Origin of the sequence: Lysinibacillus capsici (genome assembly GCF_003367505.1) — a bacterium.
GTDB lineage: Bacteria > Bacillota > Bacilli > Bacillales_A > Planococcaceae > Lysinibacillus > Lysinibacillus capsici.
Genome location: NZ_PXXX01000010.1, coordinates 172,399 through 188,194, shown reverse-complemented (window position 1 = coordinate 188,194; position 15,796 = coordinate 172,399). Strand labels below are relative to the sequence as shown.

16 protein-coding genes are annotated in these 15,796 nt (G+C 38.7%); 10 read left to right on the top strand and 6 right to left on the bottom strand.

The genetic code is table 11. The features are described from left to right. The first annotated feature begins 5 nt into the window (after positions 1–5). Entirely contained in the window at positions 6–1,550 is a 1,545-nt protein-coding gene (locus tag C7B89_RS08030; RefSeq protein WP_004232547.1) for a flotillin family protein, read from the top strand. A gap of 36 nt (positions 1,551–1,586) precedes the next feature. On the opposite strand, the gene C7B89_RS08025 is transcribed toward C7B89_RS08030, so the two are convergent. Together C7B89_RS08025 and C7B89_RS08020 are read right to left on the bottom strand one after the other, a co-directional pair. Next, positions 1,587–2,132 (bottom strand): GNAT family N-acetyltransferase, encoded by a 546-nt coding sequence (locus tag C7B89_RS08025; protein ID WP_103117709.1) that lies wholly within the window; start codon positions 2,130–2,132, stop codon positions 1,587–1,589. A 17-nt stretch (positions 2,133–2,149) separates the two neighbouring features. Beyond that, positions 2,150–2,974 carry a methyl-accepting chemotaxis protein gene (locus tag C7B89_RS08020; protein WP_048389774.1) on the bottom strand — a complete coding sequence of 275 codons (825 nt, stop codon included), beginning with the start codon at positions 2,972–2,974 and terminating at the stop codon, positions 2,150–2,152. 298 nt (positions 2,975–3,272) lie between these two features. Between C7B89_RS08020 and C7B89_RS08015 the strand changes: the two genes are divergently transcribed. Continuing rightward, a complete protein-coding gene (locus C7B89_RS08015) occupies positions 3,273–4,472 on the top strand; it encodes an MFS transporter (RefSeq protein ID WP_115673448.1) in 1,200 nt (399 codons plus the stop codon). Between the two features lie 14 nt (positions 4,473–4,486). After that, the gene (locus C7B89_RS08010; RefSeq protein WP_066037604.1) at positions 4,487–5,215 is read left to right on the top strand and encodes a sulfite exporter TauE/SafE family protein; all 729 of its coding nucleotides are present in this window, start codon (positions 4,487–4,489) and stop codon (positions 5,213–5,215) included. A 52-nt stretch (positions 5,216–5,267) separates the two neighbouring features. Here C7B89_RS08010 and C7B89_RS08005 read toward each other — a convergent pair whose 3' ends face one another. The 3 genes from C7B89_RS08005 to C7B89_RS07995 all read right to left on the bottom strand — a co-directional run bounded on the left by C7B89_RS08005 (position 5,268) and on the right by C7B89_RS07995 (position 7,199). Beyond that, positions 5,268–6,050: an enoyl-ACP reductase FabI gene (locus C7B89_RS08005; protein WP_004232559.1), complete on the bottom strand. Its 783-nt coding sequence runs from the start codon at positions 6,048–6,050 to the stop codon at positions 5,268–5,270. A gap of 169 nt (positions 6,051–6,219) precedes the next feature. Further along, the gene (locus C7B89_RS08000; protein ID WP_048389781.1) at positions 6,220–6,813 is read right to left on the bottom strand and encodes a hypothetical protein; all 594 of its coding nucleotides are present in this window, start codon (positions 6,811–6,813) and stop codon (positions 6,220–6,222) included. A gap of 137 nt (positions 6,814–6,950) precedes the next feature. Next, entirely contained in the window at positions 6,951–7,199 is a 249-nt protein-coding gene (locus C7B89_RS07995) for a ferredoxin (protein ID WP_004232564.1), read from the bottom strand. A 106-nt stretch (positions 7,200–7,305) separates the two neighbouring features. Between C7B89_RS07995 and C7B89_RS07990 the strand changes: the two genes are divergently transcribed. The 7 genes from C7B89_RS07990 to C7B89_RS07960 all read left to right on the top strand — a co-directional run bounded on the left by C7B89_RS07990 (position 7,306) and on the right by C7B89_RS07960 (position 14,776). Beyond that, positions 7,306–8,337 (top strand): YpbB family protein, encoded by a 1,032-nt coding sequence (locus C7B89_RS07990; RefSeq protein WP_115673447.1) that lies wholly within the window; start codon positions 7,306–7,308, stop codon positions 8,335–8,337. Next, positions 8,338–9,780: a RecQ family ATP-dependent DNA helicase gene (locus C7B89_RS07985; RefSeq protein ID WP_115673446.1), complete on the top strand. Its 1,443-nt coding sequence runs from the start codon at positions 8,338–8,340 to the stop codon at positions 9,778–9,780. Positions 9,781–9,866: 86 nt separating this feature from the next. Then, on the top strand, positions 9,867–10,604 hold the full coding sequence (locus C7B89_RS07980; protein WP_048389785.1) for a LysM peptidoglycan-binding domain-containing protein: 738 nt from the start codon (positions 9,867–9,869) through the stop codon (positions 10,602–10,604). A gap of 144 nt (positions 10,605–10,748) precedes the next feature. Continuing rightward, a complete protein-coding gene (locus C7B89_RS07975) occupies positions 10,749–11,507 on the top strand; it encodes a metallophosphoesterase (protein WP_048389788.1) in 759 nt (252 codons plus the stop codon). Between the two features lie 113 nt (positions 11,508–11,620). Beyond that, positions 11,621–12,586 (top strand): YpdA family putative bacillithiol disulfide reductase, encoded by a 966-nt coding sequence (locus tag C7B89_RS07970; protein WP_115673445.1) that lies wholly within the window; start codon positions 11,621–11,623, stop codon positions 12,584–12,586. 58 nt (positions 12,587–12,644) lie between these two features. Beyond that, positions 12,645–13,205, top strand: a complete 561-nt coding sequence (locus tag C7B89_RS07965; protein WP_054550703.1) for a glycerol-3-phosphate acyltransferase — start codon at positions 12,645–12,647, stop codon at positions 13,203–13,205. 5 nt (positions 13,206–13,210) lie between these two features. After that, entirely contained in the window at positions 13,211–14,776 is a 1,566-nt protein-coding gene (locus C7B89_RS07960; protein WP_115673541.1) for an aminotransferase class V-fold PLP-dependent enzyme, read from the top strand. Here C7B89_RS07960 and C7B89_RS07955 read toward each other — a convergent pair. Further along, complete coding sequence (locus C7B89_RS07955; RefSeq protein ID WP_048389794.1) at positions 14,756–15,724, bottom strand: asparaginase; 969 nt, start codon at positions 15,722–15,724, stop codon at positions 14,756–14,758. The genes C7B89_RS07960 and C7B89_RS07955 overlap by 21 nt on opposite strands. Positions 15,725–15,796 lie beyond the last annotated feature (72 nt).

Below are 15,796 nucleotides of genomic sequence, written 5' to 3'. Positions count from 1 at the left end.
TGTCTATGTCAACCGATATCTTAATTGTTTTAGGAATTGTAGCATTTGTATTAATTGCCCTAGTCGGCTTATATGTGACAAAGTATCGTACGGCGGGTCCTGATGAAGCACTGATTGTGACAGGTAGCTATCTCGGCTCTAAAAATGTACATAAGGATGAGTCGGGGAATCGCATTAAAATCATTCGTGGGGGCGGTACATTTGTATTCCCTATTTTCCAACAAGCACAGCCGTTAAGCTTACTTTCTAGTAAACTAGAAGTGACAACGCCTGAGGTGTATACAGAGCAAGGTGTTCCTGTTATGGCAGATGGTACAGCCATTATTAAAATTGGCGGTTCCATTTCAGAAATTGCGACAGCAGCAGAGCAGTTTTTAGGCAAGCAAAAAGCAGAGCGCGAAGGGGAAGCACGTGAAGTATTAGAAGGTCATTTACGTTCCATTTTAGGATCTATGACGGTTGAAGAAATCTACAAAAACCGCGATAAATTCTCACAGGAAGTTCAACGTGTTGCTTCACAAGATTTAGCAAAGATGGGTCTTGTCATTGTATCCTTCACGATCAAGGATGTACGAGATAAAAATGGCTATTTAGACTCACTAGGGAAACCGAGAATCGCACAGGTAAAGCGAGATGCTGATATTGCGACAGCAGATGCAGAAAAAGAAACACGTATTAAACGTGCAGAAGCGTCTAAGGAAGCACAAAAGGCAGAACTAGAGCGTGCGACGGAAATTGCAGAAGCAGAAAAAGAAAATCAATTAAAAGTAGCTGAGTTCCGACGTGAGCAGGATATTGCCAAAGCGCGTGCTGACCAAGCGTATGAGCTTGAAACTGCTCGTGCTAAGCAGGAAGTAACGGAGCAAGAAATGCAAATTCGCATTATCGAGCGTCAAAAGCAAATTGAATTAGAAGAAAAAGAGATTTTACGTAGAGAAAAGCAATATGACTCTGAGGTTAAAAAGAAAGCAGATGCAGATCGCTATGCAGTGGAGCAAAATGCTGCAGCCGAAAAAATGCGTGAGCTTGCACAGGCTGATGCGGAAAAATATCGTATTGAATCATTAGCAAAAGCAGAGGCAGAGAAAATTCGTTTGGATGGTCTTGCCAAAGCTGATGCAGAGCGAGCACAAGGGGAGACGGAGGCTGATATCATTCGTCTACGTGGTCTGGCTGAAGCTGAAGCTAAACGTAAGATTGCCGAAGCCTTTGAATACTATGGTCAAGCAGCTGTACTGGATATGGTTGTACGCATGATGCCAGAGTATGCAAAAGAGCTTGCAAGTCCACTTGGCAATATCGATAAGATTACAGTGGTCGATACTGGTGGTGGAGAGGGAAGTGGTGCGAATAAGGTGACATCTTACGCAACCAATTTAATGTCTACACTTCAAGAAACATTAAAAGAAACTTCTGGTCTCGATGTAAAAGAGCTGATCGAGAGCTATGCTGGGAAGCACACATTGCGTCCAGAATTAGAGCAGATTGCTTTAGGACTTGAAAAAAAGCAAGCACCTGAAGAAACGAAAGAAGCGGTAGAACAATCCTAACAAAAAACGACCTGATGATCTCATCAGGTCGTTTTTTTATAGTTGTTGCTGCCATTCACTTACAAGCATGCCATAAATAACGTGATTTACATAATGATCGTAGAGCCATTCTGCAGCTCGAATGGTTCCTTCTTGCATGAATCCAAGACGTTCTGGGATTGCGCGACTTTTGTGATTGGCTTCAGCAACACGAATTTCAACTTTATGAAGCTTCAATGTTTCAAAGGCATATTGCAATAAAGCTTTTACCGTTTTCGTCATGATGCCATGTCCTTGTGCTCCTTCGCTCAACCAATAGCCAATAGTGCCGATTTTATTGCTCGGATTAATCGCGTTAAAGCCTGCAATGCCAACAATTTCATTTTTAAAGAGAATGACTAGGGAGAGGCTACTGTTCGCTTCATGTCCCTTAATACAGCCCTCAATATAGGCTTTTGTATCCGCCAGTTCTTTTGTAAAATCTAGCCATGGTAGCCATTCTTTCAAATATTCCCTCGAGGCATCCGTTAATGCAAAAACCTTCTCTGCATCTTCAGGTGCGATCATCCGTAAAGCTAAATCTTGGTTAATGGTAATTTGCATTATTGTTCACCTCATTATTATTTTAACGCATTGTGCATAAAGCCTTTCATTTCTCGGCTAAGTAAAGTTAATTCTTCTATAATTTCGCTGAAATCCTGTACGAGCTGTGCTTGCTCATTTGTTGCATCATTGATTTGTCCCATATTTTGCTTTAGATTATCTAGATTTCTATTGATATTCCGTAATGATGATTCTATATTTTCGGTAGCACTAGACGTCTCAAAGGACAGCTTTCGAACTTCCTGTGCCACAATATTAAAGCCAGCGCCGTGCTGTCCAGCACGTGCAGCCTCGATGGATGCGTTTAAACCTAGTAAATTAGTTTGGCGAGATATACTTTTAATTAAATCTGTCACGGCATTTGTTTTTTCAGAGTCCTCTAGGGCATGCTGTGCCTGCTTATTAATTTCCTCACTAGTGGCTGCTAATTCCTCAGAATGGGAAGCGATTGTATGTACTTTATCCTGTAGACTGTTGACGATCTTATCCATCGTAGCCATATAATCTTCAAGTTTGAGCTCATTATCTATTGGTAAGCCAAAAGCTAATGCACCTACTACTTGACCATTTTCACGAATGGGGAATGAAAAAGCATTGATTGCTACACCGTAAACATCCTCTGGTATCACCACATCTGCATTTTGTCCATTAAAGGCGATGAAAACATTTTGGTCATTGGCGTTAACTTTTTGTCCATCATGGTAGCCGGAATCCACACGTTTACCTGCTAAGTATTTAACGACTGTTTCATTTTCCTTTTCAACAACAGCTACAATGGCTTCTTGTTTTAGTGCTAGATGAATATAAGGTGTTGCGAGGGCTAAAGCTTCAATAATTTTCATAAAAATTCCTCCAAGTCTCGTCAATGAAAATGGTTGTGTCATCTGTCTTCATTGTGACAATGGTTCTAGATGATTACTTTTACTGTAGCACAATATTTGCCAAGTCAAAATAGCTATTTATTTTTTATTAAAAGAAGAACATACAAATCCGAAGTGCTTTTATTTGTCAATTATTATTTTTTTGTAGCGGTGAAAATGAAGGCCTTTTTTGTCTATTTTTTGACAAGGAGACGTGTGTTTTGCGAAATATTGTATTAGAATAATAGTAGCATGTGGAAGAAGTTAAGGAGAGAGTTTCATGGACTATATACAAAAGGGTACGAGGGCGTTTCATAAAGCGAATTGGGCCTTATTTTTAGCAGGCTTTATTACGTTTGCTAACCTATATGTAACGCAGCCATTACTACCAACATTTTCAGAAGCATTTCACGTCTCACCAGCTGTAGCAAGTTTATCTCTTTCAGTAACTACCTTTGCATTAGCGGTGAGTTTAATAATTGTCAGTTCGTTATCAGAAGCATGGGGAAGAAAATCATTGATGACGATTTCTATTTTTGCAGCTTCTGTCCTGACACTAGCTCTTGCATTTTCACCTAACTTTGAAACAATTTTAGTTTTACGTGTTGTACAAGGCATCGTTTTTGCAGGTTTACCAGCAATCGCTATGGCTTATTTGGGAGAAGAGATGGAACCAGCAAGCTTAGGGGTTGCCATGGGCTTATATATTAGCGGTAATTCAGTAGGGGGACTTAGTGGACGAGTTATTATTGGTACCTTAACGGACCATTATAACTGGCATACAGGCATGATGGTACTAGGAGGAATCAGCCTACTAGTTAGTTTATTGTTTGTCTGGATGTTACCAAGCTCCAAACATTTCAGCGCGCGACCTTTACAATTAAAAGCATTGACCAAAACCCTACTGCAACATTTAAGAGATCCTTCTATGCTGTGTCTTTATGGGATGGGGTTTCTTTTAATGGGAAGCTTTGTCACACTTTATAATTATATTGGCTTTAAACTAATGGCACCTCCCTATAATTTAAGTGCCACAATTGTAGGTTGGATATTTGTCATTTATTTAGTTGGGACATTTAGCTCGGCATGGTTTGGCAGTTTAGCCGATCGTTATGGTCGCCAACGAATGCTCTTACTGGCCATTGCCATTATGTTAGCTGGAGCTATAGTAACGCTCAATGGGCTCCTTACTTTAAAGATTATAGGGATAACAGTTTTTACCTTTGGCTTTTTTGCAGCTCATTCAATCGCAAGTGGCTGGGTGAGCAAACGAGCATCCCACGATAAAGCACAAGCATCTTCTCTCTATTTATTTTTCTATTATTTTGGTTCAAGTGTTGGAGGAACAGTAGGAGGCATTTTTTGGATGAAATATGGGTGGATGGGTGTTATAGTGATGATTGCTCTGTTTTTATTCATTGCTTGTGTCCTATCATTTTTATTAAAAAGATTCATTGTTAGACAACGTATCACAACATGATGTGAGGTGTCATTTTGCAGGAATTACTTTTCTATTTTTTCATTATCCTAGCAGCTTCTATTTTACAAACCAGTACAGGTTTTGGTTTTTCCGTTATGGCTACGCCTTTTTTACTGTTGCTTTTTACACCACAAGAGGCGATGCAAATAAATATAATACTGTCCCTTGTTATTTCGTTTTCTCTCATATGGAAGGTGAGACATGATATTGATGTAGCGTTGCTTAAAAAGGTGATGATCGGTAGTGTTGCAGGTGCTCCTTTTGGTAGTATACTATTTGCCTTAGTCGATGTGACCACATTTAAGCTGCTCATCGCTATCCTTCTTATAGGGCTTACGATTCTATTGATTAAAAATCTCTCTATTCAACAAACAAGGAGTAGAGATTATGGCGTTGGTTTTATATCAGGTATGTTCACAACAAGTATTGGGATGGCTGGACCACCACTGTTGCTCTATTTTGCGAGCACACATAGAAATAAAGAAACCATTAGAGCTGTTTCACTAGCCTACTATATATTTATCTATCTAATTAGCTTACTTTCTCAAGTCATTTTTGAGGGTACAAGTAAAATGGTTTGGATATATAGTATGTATGCTTTGCCAATTGTTTTCTTAGGACTTATTTTTGGACAAATGCTATTTACGCGATTAAATCAAAAATTGTTTAAAATCTTAATTTATTTTCTATTAGTAGCAGCAGGCTTAATTTTGTTGATCCAAAGTTTATGGACAATGCTATAAACAACAAAAAGAAGTATGGAAGGATAATACATCCTCCCATACTTCTTTATTGTTAACCCATAATATTGTAGCCAGCGTCGATGTAGATCGTCTCACCAGTCACACCACGTGATAGGTGAGATAGCATAACAATCGTCATATCTGCTACTTCGTCTTGTTGAACATTACGTTTTAAAGGAGCTGTTTCTTCAATTTTGTGTAAGATTGTGTTAAAAGAAGGAACACCTTTTGCAGCGAGTGTACGAATAGCACCAGCTGAGATAGCATTGACGCGAATATTATCTTGGCCAATATCAGCAGCAAGATAGCGCATAGAAGCCTCTAATGCAGCTTTTGCAACGCCCATCACATTGTAGCCATCAAGTACTCGTTCTGCACCTAAGTAACTCATTGTAACGATAGAGCCACCCTCTGTCATGTATGGATGAGCTGCTTTTGCAGTGGAAATAAGTGAATAGGCACTTGTATCTTGTGCGAATGCATAGCCTTCTCGAGTTGTTTCAAGGAAGCGGTTGTGTAAATCTTCTGCATGCGCAAAAGCCACTGAATGTACAATCCCATGAATAACACCAACCTTTGAGCCGATTTCTTCAAAAGCTGCTTTTGTGCTGTCGTCACTATTCACATCACATTGAACAACAAGAGAATCGGATTGTCCGATATTTTCTAATTGTTTTTGTAATTTTTTTAATGAACGTTCTTGACGATACGTGAAGATGACATTTGCACCAACGTCAAATAAACGTTTAGCAATGCCCCAAGCAATACTGCGATCATTTGCTACGCCCATGACAACAATGTTCTTATCTTTTAATTGTAATAAATTATCCATCATTATGAAGAACTCCTTTGTGAGATAATATCTGTTATTAGTACCAACTACTAAAATCTTATCATACATAAAATAACGTTGCAATAACAAGATGAAAAGAGAAGTAGTTTAGTTTAGAGAGCAAAAAAAATTCATCTCTTTACAGTAGAGACGAATTAAAAAGTGTGCTATTTTATTTTGTTACATAATGATCATACATATCTACTGCTCGATTAACAGCACTACTGACAGTGATTCTAAAGCAATTTTGTGACCGAATGACCTGTGCCAATATTTTGATTGCTCTTGTTTGATTTTTATGGAATAAAGCATTGTCTGTTTGAAAATCATCGTCTAAAAAGGCAAGATAATAAGGTATTCGATTTTGTGGTTTTAACAAATCAGATTCTGCACTTTTTTCAAGTGTATCGTACACCCATAAATCGATGGCATTTCCTAAGTGGAAGGCCGCAAAATACTGAAAATCATCATTCTCACATTCTTTTACTTTTTGAATTATTTGAATTTTTTGGAGCTCATCTAATAAGAATGTATTGATGGAATAATAGATGGCTTTAGAAGGATTTAGAATGAGCTCATCGGTCTGCTGCGATTTTAAGAAAACCCAGTTATTTAACACGTTTGCCCATGCGTCCACAGTATTCAAACATTTCGCACAAACATCTGGAAATATTGATTGCCACTTTGCAGCAAGATTTTTAAATCTATTCATATGGTCTTGATCAATATAAAATAAACTATGCTCAACTTGTAACTGCTCAAACATTCACATTCCTCCAATAGATTGGTATGTATAGCAATGGACCATATGCCTATTATCTTGATGCAAAAGATAGCCAATATTTTAATCAATAAGAAGGCATCCCCTGAAGGATGCCTTTTAAGATATACATCAACGGAAGACTATTCAAATTTTAATGAGTCACCATCGAATGTTTCATCTGCTACTTTGATAGAGTCTGTTGGACAACCTTCAAAAGCGTCTTGCATATCTTCCAATAGATCCTCTGGAACTTCAGCAGTTCCCATGTTATCATCTAAAATAACGAAGGCAATGCCTTCATCATCATAATCATAAATGTCTGGCGCTGCGGCTCCACATGCGCCACAAGCGATGCATGTATCTTTATCAACTATTGTGTATTTAGCCATTTTATTCTCTCCTTTAACGATGTTCCTACAAAGCTTCATACTCATTTTAAAGATGTTTATCTTACATTTCAACTTAAATACTATTAAATTGGAGGAATTTGCGTCAATGTTTCATCAAATTTTATTGCAAATCTTTCAAAAACTCAATAAAGAGCGGACGATTTCGGCTGCCTATCATGTCCTAAGAGGGAAGCGTTCAGGCCAGACAATTCAAGATATTGGTCTTTTTCAACTGCATCAATATTTTGGCCTCTTGCCAAAACTATCTCGTACTACATTTGATGAGGCTGTAAACTTATTTATGCAGAATAGTTGGTTAAATGTGCAGGAATCTGGTCATTTTTACATGGAAACGCTAGGATTACAACGTGCACAACAAACGCCAACCTTTTTCTTTGATGGTTGGCACTATCGGGGAAATGAGCATGTGTTTTTTGCGAGGCTCTCTCTCATTGTACAAAGTTTGTCACATCAAGCCGCAGCCGTTCGTACCTTTTCACCGATTAGTAGAGATACAATGATTCAAGCGTGGGTGCGAACTTTTTTACAGGCACATCATTATAAGGAAGGTCATTTACAGCAGCAATTATTGACAGAATGTAATCATGTGCTAACTATTCTCCCTGTGTCAGATGCAAGCAAACAGCTTGTTCTGTATCGTTTAAGTGGTTATCAATTACCAGGATGGACGTGGCAACAGCTTGCAGATGAACGGAAGGAAACTGTACTGGATAGTCAATTAGCTTTTATTGAAACCCTACATATATTATTAAATGAAGTGCATCAAAAAATAGATGATTACCCATTGCTAGGGCATGTGGCAGAAGGATTAAAAGTTAAAATATTGCTAACAGATTCTGCAAAACAAACCGCACAATTATATGAACAAGGTTATTCGATGGAGCAAATTGTTCAAATGAGAAAACTAAAACAAAGTACAATTGAGGATCATTTTGTGGAATTAGCTATGTATGAACCGAACTTTTCTATTGGCCCATTCGTCTCCTATGATGAAGCCCAAAAAGTGTGGCAGGCATCGAAGCAGTATCAAACAAAAAAATTGAAAATATTACATGAAGCTTTAAACGATATGAGTTATTTTCAATTAAGGCTTGTCCTTGCGAAAGGAGAAGTATAAATGGAACTTGAACAATTATTGCATAAGCATTTTGGTTATTCATCATTTCGGCCAGGACAGAAAGAAGTCATTGAGGCATTACTACAAGAACAAGATGTTATTGCCTTATTGCCAACAGGAATGGGAAAATCACTCTGCTACCAGCTACCAGCCTATACATTAGAGAAACCTGTACTAATTGTTTCACCCTTACTGTCATTAATGCAGGATCAAGTAGAAGAGCTGAAGCGTTTTGGGGAAAAGAGGGTGGTAGCTTTAAATTCCTTTTTATCACTAACAGAGAAACGTTATGTATTACATTTTTTAGAGCAATATCGTTTTATTTTTACTTCCCCAGAGATGCTGCTCCAGCAACAGGTACAAGAGAAACTGGCGCAGATGAAGCTAGGTTTAATCGTAGTAGATGAGGCACATTGTATCTCACAATGGGGCTTTGATTTTCGACCAGATTATTTACGAATAGGTGACTGGCTATCGAGAGAAAATCGTCCGCCAATTTTGGCATTATCTGCTACGGCAACAAAGAAGGTTGTTCGAGATATACGGGAAACTTTATCTCTCAAAGCACCATTCGAGTTTATGTATAATGTTGACCGCCCGAATATTCATTTAGGTCGTGTAGTAGTGGAGGATAAGGCTGATAAAGCTAGATGGCTCATGCACCATGTTACGGAAACGGCAGGACCTGGTATTTTATATGTTTCCTCACGTAAACGTGCGCAACAATATAGCGAAGCCTTATTACAAGAGGGCGTTCGTGTTGCTGCATATCATGCTGGCTATGGGGTGGAGGACCGGCAATTTATTCAACAGCAATTTATAGCTGGTGAACTTGATTGGATTGTTGCAACAAACGCTTTTGGTATGGGCATTAATAAGCTTGATATACGGCAGGTCATTCATGAATCAATGCCTGCCAATATAGCGAATTATATGCAGGAGATTGGACGTGCAGGGCGGGATGGTCACTCTGCACTTGCTATATTACTGTATGCTGAAGGTGATGAGGAGCTGGCTAAATTTGTTGTGACAGGCGATTTACCAACTTTACATCATGTTGACCGCTACCAGGAGCTGCTATCTCAGCAAATACAGCCCATCCAAATGCTGAAAAATGGGGAGTTAAGTGAGACAGCCTTCCGTGTGTTAGACTATTGGCTGCAACGAGAGTCTTCGGAACAAGTGAAGGTCCGATTAAATCATTTAGCACTAGAGAAATACAATGCAGTGAATGAAATGCTTCAAATCATACAGACAAAAGACTGTATTCGTGAACATTTAGTCGGGTATTTTGGGCAAAAATTGCAGAAAAAGCCGGAAAACTGTTGTGAAAATTGTGGAATCCATTATGATGTAATCAAGAAAGTACGCTTAAAAGAGAAAAAGAAAGTAGAAATGGCAACGTGGGAAAGTCGATTGCAACAACTATTAATGGGTAATTAGACTAAAACTGACGGTCATTTACTTTTTTCGTAAAATTCGTCATAATAGAGATGATAGAAAGCGTAGTAAGGTTGGGGGAAAGGCGAATGAATAAAGAAGATTATCGCGATAAAATAGAAGAGCATCGTCAATCGTTTGAAGATGAGCAAAAAGAACAGCAATCCTTATCAAGAGTTTCCAGAATGAATAAAAACGGTAATAAAAACAAAAAGCCAAAAAATTCGAAACGTAAGACACCGTTAATGACGATTCTGTTTGTTATTTTTATCTTGATACCATTAACAATTCTTATTTATTTTTGGAAATTTTATGAACCAGGAAAAACGATTGAACAAGCCGAAAAGGATACAGCTGAACAGGTTGTCGAATTAGATCCTTCAGAAGCATCTGCGTCAGATAAAGATAAGGAAAAAGATGATAAGGGTCAAGACGCTCAGGGAGATAAGAAGGCTCAAGAGCAATCTCAAAAAGATGCTGATAAGTTAGCAGCGGAGCAAAAAGCTGCTGAAGAAGCGAAAAAGGCTCAAGAAGCGAAAAAGGCAGAGGCAGCAAAAAAAGCCGAAGAAGCTCGAAAAGCTGAAGAAGCAAGAATAGCTCAACAACAAGCAGAGGCAGCAAGAAAAGCAGAAGAGGCTAGAAAAGCGGAAGAAGCAAAACAAAATGCTAAAGCAACGACACATACTGTAAAAGCAAATGAGAACTTATACCGAATTGCATTAAATCACTATGGCGATGGCAGTGAAGCGACTTTAGCTAAAATTCGTGCTGCTAATGGGATGTCCTCTAATACTGTAATGGTTGGGCAAGTCATTAAGTTACCTTAATAGAATTTTTTTATCGTTATATAGGTTTTCTAGTATAAAATTACAGACAAACGTTCACACCAAAACGTACGTCTGATTTAGCAAAAAGGCGATTCGTTTTTTAAGAAGAATCGCCTTTTTGCTGTCGTAAGGAGAAGTGAGAAAATGCTATATTTAGGGCTATTTCTTTTGGTAGTCATCGCCCCTCCACTTTATATGTGGAAGGTGGCACATGAAAATAATGTATTGTCTCACCAGCTTTCATTACAGGGTGAACAGGAGAAGGTACGATTATTTTTTATTTCAGATGTTCATTTACGTAAAATAAGTAAGAAAATGATTGCACAGTTACAGGGACATCATTTTGATGCAGTAATTATTGGCGGTGATTTTGCGGATAGCCGTACACCGATTGATCGTATTCATGAAAATTTATCATTATTAACGTCCCTTGGACCAACCTATTTTATTTGGGGCAATAATGACAGAGAAATTGGGGAAGAAAGACTGAAGGACATTTTACAGGCATACCATGTTCAAATTATTGTCAATGATGCCGTACAGCTTCCGCTTAAAAATAGCTTTTGGTTAAGTGCTATTGAGGATACAACTGTTAAAGAATATAGTTTTGAAAAAGCTTTTGCAAAGATAGGAGATCAGGATTTAGTTGTTTTTATCGCCCATAATCCAGAGGTTTTTGCGAAAGTTCGGGCTAAATATCGTGCGGATTTAATGATGGGGGGACATTTACACGGAGGGCAAATCAGATTCGGTCCATATGGTGTTCATCCAAATGGTTCCTATCGTCAGCGTGATGGTGTCATGACTTTAGTAAGCAATGGCTATGGGACGACATTAGTACCTTTTCGATTTGGTGCAAAGCCCCAATGTCATATAATTGACATTGATATTTCGAGTAAATAAACAACCAAATCGTGTGAGAAGGCGTATAATAAAAAGGTATCGTCTATTCTATGATAATGTGAAAGCATGGAGCAGCAATTTTTGCTGTTCAAATTCGATTGGAGTGTCAAGAAATGCAGCAAGCAGATGCAATTATTGTTGGAGGAGGCCCATGCGGCTTAGCAGCAGCAATAGCTTTGCAAAATATTGGTTTACAACCTATTGTGATTGAAAAAGGAAATATCGTCAATGCCATCTATCATTACCCTACACATCAAACATTTTTTAGTACGAGTGAACGGTTAGCTATTGGTGATGTACCATTTATTATTGAAGGACGTAAGCCGAAACGCAATCAAGCCCTTGTCTACTATCGAGAGGTCGTCCGTTTAAAAAATATACAAGTTAATCGCTTCGAAAAAGTACAAAGTGTTGTAAAAAATAATGATTTGTTCACGGTTACCTCCGATAAGGAAATATATGAAACGCCCTATGTTGTCATTGCAACAGGTTATTATGATCATCCGAATTATTTAAATATCCATGGTGAGGAGTTACCTAAAGTTTTCCATTACTTTAAAGAGGGCCATGAATTTTTTGATACGGATGTTCTAGTTATAGGCGGCAAAAATTCAGCGATAGATGCCGCGTTAGAATTAAATAAAGCCGGGGCTCGTGTAACCGTAGCCTATCGTGGCAGCGAATACTCTCCAAGCATCAAGCCATGGGTATTACCCGAATTTGAAGGGGTAGTCAAAACTGGAGAAGTTGACATGCTTTTTAATACAAATGTATTGGAAATACGTGAGCACGAAATTGTTTTAGAAGTAGAGGGCCAAGAGAAAATAGTAAAAAATGATTTCGTTTTTGCTATGACTGGCTATCATCCTGATCACTCCATTATTAAAGCGATGGGAGTGGACATAGAGGAAGAAACGGGTCGTCCTTATGTTACGCCTGAAACGATGGAAACCAATGTTGAAGGACTATTCATTGCAGGTGTTATTGCAGCAGGAAATAATGCCAATGAAATTTTTATTGAAAATGGTCGTTTCCATGGCGAATGTATCGCTCGAACTATTGAGCAGAGAAAAAAATAACGATCGAGGCTGTATAGGCATGTAGCTTATACAGCCTTTTTAGCAAGGAGGCAACTCAATGATTGGCTTGTATTGGCTCTTGAGTTATTTAATAGGAAACATCTTGACGGCTTATTTCGTTGGTAAGATATACGGTGTCAATTTGCAGGAAGAGCGTAGTAAAAATTTAGGCGCGCGTAATGCGGGAAGTGTGATTGGGAAAACAGCGTTTATTTTGACTCTTCTTGGCGATTCATTAAAAGGTGTACTTGTTGTCGGATTAGGACGCATGTGGCAATTGGATGAATGGGTCCTTATTGGCGGAGCTGCATGGGTGATAATAGGGCATCTATTTCCGATTTGGCTGAAATGGAATGGAGGGAAAGGTGTAGCTACTTTTATTGGTGTGGGTCTCGCCTTATCGCCAAGTCTTTTTTTATGGATGATTATTGGTACAGCACTTATATCGGCCTTTACTAGAAGTCTGACACTTGGCATGGTTGGGGGCTTTGCTTTTTATATAGCCGCAATTATTCAAGCAGGGAAATTAGAGCCATATGGACTTTTAATCATGGCAATCGTGTGTATGCTTATTAAGCATATGTCTAATATTCAGGAATCATTGAAAAGAGGGAAGTGAAGGAAATGTATTGGTGTAAAATTGCCAAAACAAATGAAGAATTTGAGGCGATTGCTCGATTGAATTATGAAACATTTGTAGAAGAAATTCCTCAGCATGAGGTAAATGCATCGCGAAAAAAAGTAGATCGATTTCATCAGGAGAATACCTATGTCGTTGTTTATAAGCAAACAGAATTAATTGGCATGGTGGCGTTTAGAGATCAACGACCATTTTCTATTGATGAAAAGATTGGTAAGGTCGAGCAGTATTTATCGAAGGAAAATTGTGAGAAGCTTTGTGAAATTCGTTTGCTTTCCGTGAAGAAAGGTTATCGAACGGGTCGAGTTCTATTGAAGCTTACTCAGGCCTTAACTACATTTGCCTACGAAAAAGGCTATTCTGCTGCAGTGATTTCAGGTACAACGAGAGAGGAAAAACTATATAAGCAGATGGGTTTTAAGCAGTTTGCACCAGCTGTCGGGGAAGAGGGTGCGATGTTTTTACCGATGGTGCTCACTAGACATGAATTTGAACAATCATTACAACATAGACTAACGACGGAACCCTCTACATTTTATCCTGGGCCGGTGAGGCAATTAGAGACAATTGCTCATTCAGATTTATCACATCGTTCATTACCTTTTTATGCGCTTTATGAACGAGTGCAGAAGAGGTTACTGCATTTATCGAAGTCCAATCATGTTGGTGTAATCGTAGGAACGGGAACGCTAGCAAATGAAGTAATGCTTGCACAACTAAAGGCACAGCAATTAGGAAAAGGGCTTATTCTCACAAATGGAGAATTCGGTGAACGTTTACAGAAGCAAGCCGCTCGTTGGTCATTACATTATGATGTGGTAGAAAAAGAATGGGGAACAGTATTTGATGACAAAGAACTGGCTTCACAGCTTGAGACGGGGTCTTATCAGTGGATGTTGGCAGTACATGGTGAGACTTCCACGGGAACTTGTAATAACTTAGATATTCTTAAAAAGCTTGCTAAACAATACAATGTAAAGTTATGTATAGATTGTATTAGTTCGTTCGGTGCCATGCCGTTCTCTTTACAGGACTGCTATTTAGCTACGGCTGTGAGTGGTAAGGCCATTGGTGCGTTAAGTGGGCTAGCATTTGTATTTTCGCAATCACTTGCACCCCCATCTGCCGATCTACCCGCTTATCTTGATTTAGCAAATTATCAGCAAGGTGTCATACCATTTACATTACCTGCTGTATTACTGAGCAATGTGGAGACTGCATTGCAAGCCTATCCAGCACGTTATGAGCAGCTACAGCAACGCTTTCAATCACTGCTGCAGCTACCAATCATGCAATTTCAATATCCAACTACTCAATATCCGATGTTGATAACGGTTCAATTGCCTAATAATTATGCCAACCTACTTATTGATTTAGCATTAAACGGGCTATTCGTTCATGGTGAAAGCCAGTATTTACGCCAAAAGAATTTCATTCAATTTTCTGTGATACAGCCAGATTTTGATGAAGCTTTGGCTCGACTTAGCGAAATACTGGGCTATTATGAACAGGTGATCGAGACTTTAGCGTTACAAGAAAAAGTCCTTTAAATTTAAAGGCGAGCCAGTTGTGTTAAGGCCTATTAATAATTTTAAGCGTGCCTTTTGACCATTAATACCTGTGGCGAATATGGCGCCTAAGTCTTCTAGCATTTTACCGCCGCCCATATAGCCATAAACACCTTCTGCAATTCCATTAAAGCAGCGGGAAACAAGTACAACTGGGATGTCTCGTTGTATAAGGCTTTCAATTCCCTTTACAACAGATGGCGGGACATTCCCTTGACCTAGTCCTTCTAGCACAACACCATCATATTTACATGCAAGCACGACATCCAATAAATCTTCTTCCATTCCAGCGTACACTTTTAGCATTGCGACACGCTTAGGTAAATTGTTAACATCTACATATTGTCGACGAATTGGTGCGTGATGGAATAAGATTCGGGATTTTGTAATAAGGCCAATCGGTCCATATTGTGGAGATTGGAAAGTATTTACTGAACTTGTGCTTGTTTTTGTTGTATTTACAGCAAGATGAACCTCATCATTCATCACAACAAGCACACCTTTATCACGTGCTTCTTCATCAACAGCTACTCGGACTGCTTCTACTAAATTATAAATCCCATCTGCTCCAAGTTCGTTAGATGAACGCATTGCTCCTGTTAGCACAATCGGAATGGCTAAGTTCGTAGTTAGCTCTAAGAAATAGGCGGTTTCTTCCAATGTATCCGTACCGTGTGTGATGACCACACCGTCAATTGGCTGTGCGTCAATTTGTTCCAAAATCAAGTTACGCAATAAAAGCATCTCTTTCGGTGTAATATGTGGAGAAGGAAGGTTAAAAGCTTCTATTTCGATAATGCTTGCTAGTGAAGCCAGTTTATTACTTTCCTTCATTAGAGGATTTTCCTTATTAGGCATGACCGCTCCTTCAGCACTCATCGCCATGGAGATTGTGCCGCCAGTATGAATTAATAAAATTGTTTTTTTCATAAAAAATAAATCTCCTTTTAAAAAGTTTTTTTGTCATTACATGGTATAATAATAGCAGTCTATTGTTGAAAG